Below are 11883 nucleotides of genomic sequence, written 5' to 3'. Positions count from 1 at the left end.
TCCCTTCTGTCAAATTAGTTTGTGATTATAGGTCGGAGATTACTCCAGAAATGTAGGTCCAAGACCAGCCAGCGAATACTGAAGCATCAGCTCCAACAGTGTTAGCTCCGGCAGATACTGCAGTTGCATATTCGTCTGTACCGTTCTTGAATACTTGTGATAATGATACTCCTTCAGCAAGAGTAGCTTCTAGGTTCATGAACTTCAATGTGCCATCAGCGAAGGTTGCCAAGGTTTTGTCACCACTTAGTGATAGATCTCCTCGACCCTCAGTAGTAGCCGGATCAGCGAAGTTGTAGAAGTAAATGTTTTCGAACATGCCTCTAGCTCCATCTCTGAAATCACCTAATTCAGCGACATTGTTTCCTTTTATAGAACCATTTTTCATGGTGTGGCCAGCTAAGTAAGAACCTTCAGGTCCGTCGATTTCCAAGGTATGATCAGTCTCATCGCCAGCAACTACGATGAAGTTATCTAGTGTACCAGCCCAAGCTTGGTCAGTGTCCATTCCGTCATCACCTGGATTCCAAACGATTGCGTTTTTCACATTCACAGTACCACCAAACCATTCGATTCCATCATCTTGGTTACCTACTACTTCAATGTTTTCGATTACTGTTCCTGATCCAACAGCACCTAGTGTAAGTCCGTTGATTTCGTTGCCTTCACCGATGTTAGCACCACCGTGACGGATGGAAATGTATTTAAGGATACCAGAGTTATCAGCATCATCAGTTCCACCGTAAAGTCCATTAGTATCGGAAGGTGGGATACCTTCTATTTGAGTTTCAGTTACATCGCCTGCGAAAGAACCCTTAGCATTACCTAGGATGATCAGACCACCCCAAAGACCAGTAAGATTTGCTTCAATATTTGGAGAAGCGATTTCTCCTGGCATGATTTCATCCGCTACAGTAGTAAAAATGATCGGAGAAGAAGCAGTTCCTTGCGCATCGATCTTAGCTCCTCTAGCGATGATCAATGCAGTAGCATTTGATCCAGATCCAACTTCACCTTTCACGATTACACCAGGCTGAATAGTGAGTGTATTACCAGCAGTTACTGCGATTCTACCTGCGAGAACATATGTTTTACCAGTCTCCCAAGTAGTATTAGAAGAAATGTTTGAATCTATAAGCAAGACATCATCAGTATCCGGATCAACTGGATCTACAGGTTTGTCGTTACCATCAATACAGCTAGTGAATCCTATCACTAGGGCTGCAAACAAGATAAATAGGTTGTTAAACTTTTTCATTGAGATTTATAATTGATTATGATTTTGCCTCATTTGACGATGCAAATCTGTCTCAATTTTTTACCTCAAAAGAATTATCTGAATTATCCTTTTTTTACTAAAGCGCGCCGAATTTAATATTGGAATAATAAAAGCGGCATAAAAAAAGGCTTCTCTTTCGAAAAGCCTTTTTGTGCTGTATTAGCTACTATTTCAATGTTACCGTTTTGTTAATCGGAACTTTCTCTAAGAATATTTTTACCAAATCTCTCGTGTTAATTCCATCTGCTTCTGCCTCATAATTTAGAATGATCCGGTGATTTAGTACGTCTTCAGCTATTTCCTTGATGTCTTCTGGTAGGACATAATCTCTTCCGTCCATGAAAGCAACAGCCTTGGCTGCAAGGTTCAGGTTGATACTGGCACGAGGAGAAACCCCAAACTGAATGTACTTCGCCTCATCTTTCAGACCGTACTGCGCTGGGAATCTAGTCGCAAAAACCAACTCTATAATATAGTGCTCCAATGGCTCAGCCATTTTCACTGCATTGATCTGATTACGGATATCAAAAATTTCGTCTTTGGAAAGTATAGCATTCACATCCGAACTAAATGACATATTCGCCATTCTTCGCATTACTTCCATTTCGTCCGCCTTGCTCGGGTAGTCGATATGGACTTTCATCATGAATCTATCCACCTGTGCTTCTGGAAGTGGATATGTTCCTTCCTGATCTACTGGGTTTTGCGTAGCAAGTACCAAGAAAGGTCTGTCTAGCATATAGGTAGTATCACCGATAGTCACCTGCTTTTCCTGCATAGCTTCCAAAAGCGCCGACTGAACCTTCGCCGGAGAACGGTTGACCTCATCCGCCAAAATCACATTGGAGAAAATCGGACCCTTCTTCACTTCGAAACTTGCTGCCTGCTGATTGTAGATCATCGTTCCGATCAAATCCGCTGGAAGCAAATCTGGCGTAAACTGGATTCTATTGAAATCAAGATGAAGCACTTTGGCAAGGGTATTTACCGTCAAGGTCTTCGCCAAGCCCGGTACACCTTCCAAAAGAATGTGTCCATTGGTGAAAAGTCCAATCAAAAGCCTGTTGACCATTCTGTCCTGGCCCACTACTACTTTCTTAACTTCCTGTATTACGTCTGCTATTTTTTCCTGATGCATGGAATTTGAATCTTTGAGTGCTATTTTCTGGAGACTAAAATAGAGGTTTTTGTCCCAAAGGACAATCTTAAATCTTAGAAGCGGTAATGCCTCACGATTAAAGGGATTTTATGATTTTTTAAGAAGGTTATTTCTCGTGGCTGCAATTTGTCTCTCGCGGCGGCGCGGCGTTAGGTAACCTTTGAGGTTTTCGAAACCTCGAAGGTTTTGCCTGTGAGGTCTCCCGCTAAGGCGCAACATTCGTAAGTTGTAATAAAGAAATCAGGCTGCATTTCTTCCTTTAGAATTAGCTCTTCGCTTCTCTCCTTACTCTAGCTTTTCCCAAGAAACCAATTAAACCTTCGAGGTCAAAAAAAAGACCTCAAAGGTTATAGAACACCGCGTCGCTGCGTCGCCGCGAGAAAATCATTTATTCTATTTCCTATTTCCTTCCGTTTTCTTAAAATCAGTCAAGCCTAACTTATGGTAAATCGTTTGTTCATCGAGCTCCTGTACTTCTCCTACTTTGAAATTAGCAATGGTCAATTTTTCCATAGACCAGCGCACCAGCCTCAGCGTAGGATGTCCGATTGCCGCAGTCATCTTCCGTACCTGTCGATTTTTCCCCTCTATCAAAGTCAGTGAAATCCAGGTATCGGGAATCGAAGCTCTATAGCGAATCGGTGGATCACGATCTGGAAGTGATGGAAGGGGATCCAAGGTTTTGGCGATGGCAGGCTTTGTTTTGTAATCTCTACCCTCCACATTGATCATCACGCCCTGCATCAAGCCTTTCAAAGAAGCTGGTTCTGGAATTCCTTCCACCTGAGCGTAATAGGTGCGCTGGTGTCCAAAGCGAGGATTTAGTAAGTGGTGATTTAAAGATTTATCATCTGTGATGATCAGAAGTCCTTCCGAGTCCTTATCCAGTCTGCCGACGGGATATACTTCCTTCGGAAAATCAAAAAGAGAGGCAAGCGTCTGCCCCTCTCCCGAAAATTGACATAAAACCCCAAAGGGCTTATAAATAATAAAGTATCTAGCCAAGGTCAGTTAATTAACTTCCGCAGCCAACACAGTCTATGCTGGAATCTGTTGGTTTCACCCCATCACGCTCCATCTTCAAATTGTGGATTTTGTCGCGAATCTCCATATCTGCAAACATGTCACCAGTGATTTGTGACTCCAAGGCTTGGATTTGCTCGTTGTAGTTTTGAATTTGTACGTCGCTCATAAAAGTTATGGTTGAAGGGTTGAAATGATATCCTAAAATAGCCAGTGATCTTGGAAAGTTCCTGATCTACGTCTCATTTTTTTCGTCAAAAATGATTCCAACTGAGCAGTAGAAACTTACCTTCAGAAAATAATTAATAAAAATGCCGATTTCAGAACTCATCAATCTTCGCCAATTTTTACATCAACACCCCGAAATTGCTGGCGAGGAAACTACTACAGCGGAGAAGATTTTAGCTTTTTTTGCCAATCTTAAACCGGATCACATCATAGAAAATCTTGGTGGGAATGGACTTGCATTCGTATTCAAGGGGCAAAAGCCGGGCAAAAGAAGTTTGTTTCGGGCAGAACTCGATGCTCTGCCAATTCAGGAAACAGGAGAACCAAGTTATAAAAGCCAAACTACTGGCAAGGCTCATCTCTGCGGTCACGATGGGCATATGACGATCATCTGCGGACTGGGAGAGAAACTTGCTGCGCAAAGACCTGAAACTGGAGAAGTCGTTTTACTCCTCCAGCCAGCGGAAGAAACGGGTGAAGGTGCAAAGAGAATTCTCGATGATCCGCAATTTGAGCAGATCAAACCAGATTATGCATTTGCTCTTCACAATCTCCCTGGGTTTCCCCTTCATCGAGTAGTGATCAGAAAAGGAACATTTGCAGCTGGAAGCACTGGATTGACTATTTCCCTAACTGGAAAAACTTCGCATGCAGCCCATCCTGATGCTGGAATCAATCCTGCCCAAGCTATTGCTCAAATGCTTCAAACGCTTCCCAATCTTACTGAGAAACTCAAAACCTTTGCTTTGGTCACCGTGATTCATGCTGAGATTGGTAGCATGGCGTTTGGAACTAGCGCAGGTAAAGGAAGTCTAAGCTTAACCATCCGAGCTTTTGATCAAGTTGATCTGGAAAGCTTGATCGAAATGATAATAGAGGAAGTCAAAAGGGTTGCTTCAGCAGAGAAGCTTGGTTGCGAAATCAGCTTCGTAGAATCCTTCGCTGTTTCCAAAAACGATCCTAAAGCTGCCGAAATCGCTGAAGGAGTAATGAAGGAGCTTGGTTTGGCGCAAATAGAAAAACCAGAACCATTCCGCTGGTCGGAGGATTTTGGGCTCTTCAGCCAATCTTGTCCATCCTATCTTTTCGGACTAGGTGCTGGAGAAAACTGTCCTCAACTCCACGAACCTACCTATGATTTCCCAGATGAAATAATTGATACTGGGGTCAAGGTATTTGAGGGGATTGTAAGGAAGGTGAATGGTTAAAAAAGAAGACCTTCCAGGTTTTTAAAACCTGGAAGGTCTTCTGGGATAATTCATCCTACCTCTTTGATAAAGAATCTACATCCCAATTCAGACCAGCTTTCTCCCTTTCGTACCGGAACCAATTCAGCTGTCAGAATATCCTCTCCCCTGTACCCTAAGCCCTGCAGTTCATCATCACCAAGATACTCACTCAGCTCTTGTGACATATCGATGACCAGTTTGTGTTTGATTAGATAAGCCGAATTAATCACCAAATATCTTGGGTCATTATTTTCAGGCTCAACGAAGAGAAGCTGGGCAATCTGCTCAAACATAGAAATTGGTAAATAAAACGAATCTCCTGCGTCTTCCCAGTCTCGATTTTCCACATCAAGTGAGGTTTTGGGCAGGTGGTAAGTCTTGCAGAGAAAGTCCAGGGCTTCTCTGGCTTGCTCCTCGACGGACAATTCGGATTGCTCGATTTCAGCAAGTTTATCCAACAGAGTCTCATCTGACTGTATCCATTCTTCTAGAGTAGGCCAAGGTTTACTTTTCATATTTCTTGATTAAAAAAACCAACCCAGAGTTATTTCTAGGTTGGATTCAACGTTATTTATAAAATTGTTTTCTAAGGCCATTTGAGCCAAACCATTCTTCATCGGGGATTTCTAAGGGTTTGAATTCGACTCCCAAGTCCATTTTTTGTTTTAGTATTTCATCTTTAATTTCCTCACAAACTATGAAATCAAAAACCCCAAAAATTTTAAGAAAGAATAAGGGCGAAGAAAACCCCTCCTTTATTACCAATTTCTTGGTAATTATATAACTAAGATAATTGAGTTTGTTTTCTTCAAAATTTTTCATCTCTTCCAAATTCTGAAAGGATATATCAGTTATTTTTTGTCCAAATTCTGTAGCTATACCATTTACCTCTTTTTCTACCCAACCCTCGCAAAGCTTAAATATAGATCGCTCAAAATCAACCTCTTGATCATCAAATTTTATCACATCAGTAATCCAAAAGTCGTTTAGTATTACAGATCCTCTAGTCAAAGGACATCTCAAATAAATAACATTATCATTTCTAAAATTATCCAATAATTCTTTGACTCTTGTGGATATGATTTTTCTACTTCCTAAATCGGATGATGCTGTGTAAAAATCTTTAACACGAGAACTTGCTGTGATTTTTTGGACTGGTGCACTCCCAATACTTGGATTTCCGTCATATTCCATGTAGCCCAAGACGTTTTGCTCTCCTTGAACATATTCTCTTCTAGCTACATTCATGATTTGAAGTTGATAATATTTTAATCCCATTTTACATCATTTATTTTTCCGTTAGCTGGTAAGTTTTGAATAGCAGTTCGTGCCTTAGAAATCTGTTGATTTATATAATTATAGGCCTGTTCTGGCGTGGCATTCGGATTTATCCTATTGAAGCTTTCTAATTTTGCTAAAAACCAAGCATTGTACGCCGGATGAGTGGTATTTTGCGAAGCCAGAACTTCAATGCCATTATTTAACTCATTAATATGAAAAGGGTTGTTAGTTGATTTTGCTGCTTTTTGAATTACTGGATGTTTTACATGCTCTAAAGGTAAGATATGATGAGCATGTTTTGTGGGATCTGTCAAGCCCATTGCTTTTCTTAGTCTTGTTCCACCAAATAGGATGATGTTTCCATTCTTTGCCCAAACTTGGGTTATCCGTCTGGTAGTCCCAGGTATTATACCTTTTAATCGTAGAGCTCCTTTTACAGTAGTCGAAAACAATCCAATAACAGGTGTAGCTGCGACCAAACTTAAATTCCCGTTTAATCGGTCTCCCTCCAAGTAATATAAGCCAGCATTGAGGAGGTCAGCAGGAGTGCCAAATCCTTCAATCAATCCAATACCATCCAGCGCAAGATGAATAGCCTCTTTGGCAGTTTCATAATACAGTTTCGCTGGCGTCCAACTCGGATTTGCTTGCTTTAGCATAGCATACTTTAGATCAAAGTAGGATTGGAACAGTCTTATAATAATATCATTTGAAAAGTCAGCCGTTGATTCTGTCATCAACCCTTCAATAGCTAAACCAAAATTGGAATTAAAGTTGCCGGTAAACGATCCATTCATCCCAGCAGCGATAGTAAACAAGGCTGCACTTTCATCAATTTCGGAATCCGCTAAAATTGCTGCTCGAAGGTTATTTGCAAACGTGGGATTATTGCTTAGGTATTGAAGGTGGTAATCAGTTAAAATTCCACCCAAGTCCCGATCGATTGCGTTGGAAGTTTTCGTCGGTGTAAATGCTGGTGATCCAAAATCGTCTATATCACAATTCATGCATTCCATCATTGAATGTGAAGGCGCTTTTCTTTGATTGGCGACATTACAAGAAATTGTAATTACCCAAGCATAAGAATCTGGGCTTGTACATGCATTCCCTGGATGATCGTATGCTGGACAATTCACAATTCTTATATAGGAGACTGACGCACCACAACTTGATCCGCCCCCGCCAGATCCTGGAGATATAGTTATACTTCCTCCACTTCCGGATCCAGATCCTCCACCTCCAGTCCCAGAACCTGAATTAATGGTAATCTGATCACACACGACAGGATCTCCATTGGCATCAGATATCCCTTGACATCTTTCCAAAAAAGCTGGATTGGAATCATTAAAAAAACTGGAAAAAGGAAATCGTTTGATGGTGACTCCTGAGGAAAGTAGATTCTCAGTCTCCAGAAAAGTATGGTATTGAATACTATCAAATTCGTATTGCAGCACGTATTGATCCAGGACGTTGTCCGTACTGTCCGCTACCATTACTAAGTTAAAGGTGCTGTATCTATCTACCATTTCAAGAAATGGAACGGTGTACGTACGGCGTTTTAAGGTATCAGTGGTAAGCAGGGATGCGTCAAGATCAAATGTAAAATCAGAAAATGCCCGTTGTTGGGCGGATTCTATCACATTGAATCCTGTCCGTTTCCCTATTTTTTTACCTAGTAAATTGAGTGAGTTTTTATCTACAGACTGGACTTGAAAAGGGCTTTGAACTTGCTCTGAAATTTCCTCGGATCCGATCTCCTCAAAAGTCTCCAATTCGCATCCCCAGATCCCAAAAATGGCGAAAGAAAAAATAAGATAGCGGAATACGAATCCTTTCAAAAAATTAAGTTGTTGTGTTGTTGTGTTGTTGTGTTGTTGTGTTGTTGTGTTTTCATATAATTAAGTTTTTATTTCTTCAAACTTAATTTTAAAAAACCTCAAAAAAATACCCTATGCAGGGTATTTTTGGCATATTGAAGACAAATTATATAGCTTTCTCATAAAAAAACCGACTCTCGCCGGCTTTTAAATTTCTTACAAATCTGAATACTCTGCCGGATAAAGCAATCTCGTATCGTTGCGAGAAACGGTATTCTGATATTCTGGAAGATCTTTCATCCCTGCCCAATCAGGATCTGCTCTAAATTCATCCCAATGCTGATTCCTGGTTTCCATATTTTCATGCGTAGTCATGTACATCAGGTTCGGCATATTGGCTCCAGCAATTGTTTCACCATAGAAAATCGGGCTGCAATTCAGCTTCTTGAAAATGTCCATTTCCCCTGAGTTGAACATTTTCACTTTCTGCTTATAAAGACGCTCCGTAGCCGCTTCATAGCTCCGCAATTCATAGACTCTATCCTTCTTTGAGTTGGTCAATTTTGACTCAGCAAACTTCGGCTGGCCTGTCATCGCCTGCATAATAGATGTCTCTATTCTCTTGTAAGGCGGATTGTCATGAGTAGCATTAATATATGCACTTCCAGCTTTCTGATAGGTTTGATCTTTTGCCAGTTTTCCTTCTAGTCCTAGGTACTCATCCATGGATTTGAAAGGGATAAATACATACACTTTGGTCCCTGCATCAGGCTGTGAAGCAATAGGCTTAAAAACGCCTACTTTGGAAATTCCATTTTTATGAGCAGCCGGAATAAAAGCTTTCTCTAAATAACTATCTATCATTGCTTCTTGCGCTGCTGTTTCTATGTGATAAGTTCTCAGTTCGTAATAATCTCTTTTTTGAGCAAACAGATTTGAACTGATGAAAAAACACAGGGCAATAAAGCCAAGTGGAATCAGGTTTCTTACTTTCATTTTAGGTTTGTTTTAGGTTTCATTATTAAGGTAAAATCAATCTCATTGCCTAAAGTAGTGTTTCTATGATAATCCTAAAAAGCCAATTGTGGATTTGGAAAATAATATTGGTATTTCGCTTCTTCAGAGTTCAATAAAATGCACTTATTAACTAAGTCAACCCTGAAAATCTAAACATCAAACTTATACCTAAACCATCCATGTTCAGCTACTGGAAAAAGGAGTCAAGAGAGAACCAATAAAACTTCGCCTCCGTTCGTGTCATCACGAACGGAAATTAACATCTACCTACCAAGTCCAGCTTCTGGAGAAGCAGGACAACTCTATAAAAAGAAAAACCGACTTTATAAACTCACCCGCCTCCGTTCGTGTCGCCACGAACGGAAATTAACAACTACCTGCCAAGTCCAACTTCTGGAGAAGCAGGACAACTCGAGATTTTAGGAAGCACCGCGTACTCTGCGTAAACTCAGTGTACTCTGTGGTTAAAAATGAAAAGCCGACTCTCGCCGGCTTTAACTCTTATTGGTTGCTATTTGCTTTCTTCATTGGATTACTACCAGTAGAGGTCCCCCTTGCAGCTCCAGAGCCTTTGAACAGCTCAAATCTGGAAGGCTGATACTGAGGAGGCCAGTAATTACTGGATTCGTCTATATCTGCAGTTTCTCTTTTAGGATCAAGGATGATTTGAGTGATTTCCTTCTTAGTCACAAAAACTTTAGTAACCTGAGTCTCATTTTTTCTCCAGATCTCAACAGGTATGCGGTCTATCTCAGAAGTTCCGTCAGCATATTGGAACTCCAAAATGATCGGCATAACCAATCCACCCACGTTCTTGAAAGTGATTTCATAGAAATTCAAATTACTTTCCATTAGTTCTTTTTCCTTTGGACTAAGACTAGCCATAAACTTCTTATAGCTCTCCTCATCCTCTGGAGTGACCGTGAAAGGATCATAACTCGTATAGAAATCATGAGTCTCAGGATTGCCTTCGATTACAGTCTCTTTGATAGCTGTTCTATTATATTCCTTGGAAACATAATCTTCATCACGTTCAGCTTCTTCCTTCATCGCTGCCTTCTTCTCAGCAGGAGTACGATTGTCCATTTTGTATAGAGATACATTCTCTATAGCAATATCCACTGGCTCTGTGCCATAGAACCATCCTCTCCAGAACCAATCCAAATCCACTGCAGAAGCATCTTCCATCGTACGGAATAAATCCTCTGGTGTCGGATGCTTAAACTTCCATCTTCGTGCGTATTCTTTAAATGCATAGTCAAACAGCTCGCGACCCATCACCGTCTCGCGAAGGATGTTTAGGGCAGTTGCTGGTTTAGCATAGGCATTTGGGCCAAACTGAATGATATTCTCCGAGTTGGTCATGATCGGCTCCAAGGTATTCGCAGTACTTCTCATATAAGGAACAATCTTATGCGCAGGACCACGACGAGAAGGGAAGTTTCTATCCCACTCTTGCTCAGCCATAAACTGCATAAAGGTGTTTAAACCCTCATCCATCCAAGTCCACTGACGCTCGTCAGAGTTGACGATCATTGGGAAGAAGTTGTGTCCCACTTCATGAATAATCACGCCGATCATTCCATTTTTCACAGCTTCAGAATAAGTTCCGTCAGGATCAGGGCGTCCATAGTTGAAGCAGATCATCGGATATTCCATACCGTTAGCCGCTTCTACAGAGATGGCAGTAGGATAAGGATAGTCAAATGTATGAGCTGAATAAGATTTGATCGTATGAGCCACGACTCTGGTAGAGTATTGCCCATAGAGAGGATTGGCTTCTTTGGCATAATAAGACATCGCCATCACATCTTTGCTACCTTGTTTTACAGCCATCGCATCCCAGATGAATTTGCGGGAAGAAGTCCATGCAAAGTCACGCACATTTTCAGCCTTGAATTTCCAGGTTTTTTTCTCAGATGACTTACTTTTCTCCAATTCAGTCGCTTCTTCCTGAGTACGGATTACGACTGGGTTATCATAAGTTTTTTTGGCAGTATTCCATCTATTCAATTCTGTGGACGAAAGTACCTGATTTGCATTTTGCAACTCACCAGTAGCTCCAACCATATGATCAGCTGGCACAGTGATATTCACTTCATAATTACCAAAAACCAGCGCAAACTCACCTGAACCCATGAATTGCTTATTTTGCCATCCTTCGAAATCTGAGTAAACTGCCATTCTAGGGAACCATTCAGCCATAGTGTACAAGTAATTGTCATCTCCTTCGAAGTACTCATAGCCAGGACGGCCTCCGATATAGCCTACTCTATTGGTGATGTTGAAAGTCCATTCTACGCCGAAAGTGAAGCTTTCCCCAGCTTTCAGAGGCGTAGGTAGATCAATCCGCATCATGGTATGATTCACAGTTACAGGAAGCGGATTGCCTTTGGCATCTTTTACCTCCAATACTTTGTAACCAAAATCCTCATTTGCCCAGATAAGACCTTCAAGCGTACGAAGTGTCATTCGGGAATTGATGGAGCTCTCGGCGGCTTTAGGAGTAGCAGATTCTGCTCCACGCTGATTTTCTTCCAGCTGCACCCATAGATATGTGAGTTGATCCGGAGAGTTGTTGATATAGGTGACTTTTTCAGATCCTTTAATAGACTGATTTTCATCGTCCAGTTCCACATTGATCACATAGTTGGCTTGTTGTTGCCAATACATGTGGCCCGGAGCTCCAGAAGCCGTCCGATAAACATTCGGCGAGCGAAGCATCGTGCCGAGTTGCTCAAATCGCTCCGCATGATTCTGGGCTGATTGCTGCGCAAAAACAGGGGGAAACCCCAAGATTGCCAGTGCTGTAAGTGCAAGTAATTTTCTCATTATCTGTATAAATTTTTT

Annotated in this window: 10 protein-coding genes; 1 reads left to right on the top strand and 9 read right to left on the bottom strand. The window is 41.3% G+C overall.

Annotation, left to right across the window (positions count from 1 at the left end; genetic code table 11):
* Positions 1 to 25: 25 nt before the first annotated feature.
* The 4 genes from LV85_RS14750 to LV85_RS22170 form a co-directional block, all read right to left on the bottom strand.
* Positions 26 to 1258 (bottom strand): hypothetical protein, encoded by a 1233-nt coding sequence (locus LV85_RS14750; RefSeq protein ID WP_111320763.1) that lies wholly within the window; start codon positions 1256 to 1258, stop codon positions 26 to 28.
* 187 nt (positions 1259 to 1445) lie between these two features.
* Positions 1446 to 2417 (bottom strand): AAA family ATPase, encoded by a 972-nt coding sequence (locus tag LV85_RS14745; RefSeq protein ID WP_111320761.1) that lies wholly within the window; start codon positions 2415 to 2417, stop codon positions 1446 to 1448.
* A 414-nt stretch (positions 2418 to 2831) separates the two neighbouring features.
* Complete coding sequence (locus LV85_RS14740) at positions 2832 to 3443, bottom strand: pseudouridine synthase (RefSeq protein WP_111320759.1); 612 nt, start codon at positions 3441 to 3443, stop codon at positions 2832 to 2834.
* A 10-nt stretch (positions 3444 to 3453) separates the two neighbouring features.
* The gene (locus LV85_RS22170; protein WP_170125625.1) at positions 3454 to 3630 is read right to left on the bottom strand and encodes a hypothetical protein; all 177 of its coding nucleotides are present in this window, start codon (positions 3628 to 3630) and stop codon (positions 3454 to 3456) included.
* A gap of 142 nt (positions 3631 to 3772) precedes the next feature.
* Here LV85_RS22170 and LV85_RS14735 point away from each other — a divergent pair, with 142 nt between their 5' ends.
* On the top strand, positions 3773 to 4897 hold the full coding sequence (locus LV85_RS14735) for an amidohydrolase (protein WP_111320757.1): 1125 nt from the start codon (positions 3773 to 3775) through the stop codon (positions 4895 to 4897).
* Positions 4898 to 4947: 50 nt separating this feature from the next.
* Here the strand turns inward: LV85_RS14735 and LV85_RS14730 are convergent, their stop codons facing one another.
* The 5 genes from LV85_RS14730 to LV85_RS14710 form a co-directional block, all read right to left on the bottom strand.
* Positions 4948 to 5433, bottom strand: a complete 486-nt coding sequence (locus LV85_RS14730) for a hypothetical protein (protein ID WP_111320755.1) — start codon at positions 5431 to 5433, stop codon at positions 4948 to 4950.
* 52 nt (positions 5434 to 5485) lie between these two features.
* Positions 5486 to 6196 carry a hypothetical protein gene (locus tag LV85_RS14725; protein WP_111320753.1) on the bottom strand — a complete coding sequence of 237 codons (711 nt, stop codon included), beginning with the start codon at positions 6194 to 6196 and terminating at the stop codon, positions 5486 to 5488.
* Positions 6187 to 8037, bottom strand: a complete 1851-nt coding sequence (locus LV85_RS14720; protein WP_111320751.1) for a hypothetical protein — start codon at positions 8035 to 8037, stop codon at positions 6187 to 6189. Before LV85_RS14720 ends, LV85_RS14725 begins: the two co-directional genes overlap by 10 nt.
* Positions 8038 to 8232: 195 nt before the next feature.
* Positions 8233 to 9012 (bottom strand): NIPSNAP family protein, encoded by a 780-nt coding sequence (locus LV85_RS14715; protein ID WP_111320749.1) that lies wholly within the window; start codon positions 9010 to 9012, stop codon positions 8233 to 8235.
* 522 nt (positions 9013 to 9534) lie between these two features.
* Complete coding sequence (locus LV85_RS14710) at positions 9535 to 11865, bottom strand: M1 family metallopeptidase (RefSeq protein ID WP_111320747.1); 2331 nt, start codon at positions 11863 to 11865, stop codon at positions 9535 to 9537.
* Positions 11866 to 11883 lie beyond the last annotated feature (18 nt).

The organism is Algoriphagus chordae (genome assembly GCF_003254055.1).
GTDB lineage: Bacteria > Bacteroidota > Bacteroidia > Cytophagales > Cyclobacteriaceae > Algoriphagus > Algoriphagus chordae.
Note: the sequence above shows the minus strand (reverse complement) of the source record. Positions and strands in the feature narration are given on the sequence as shown.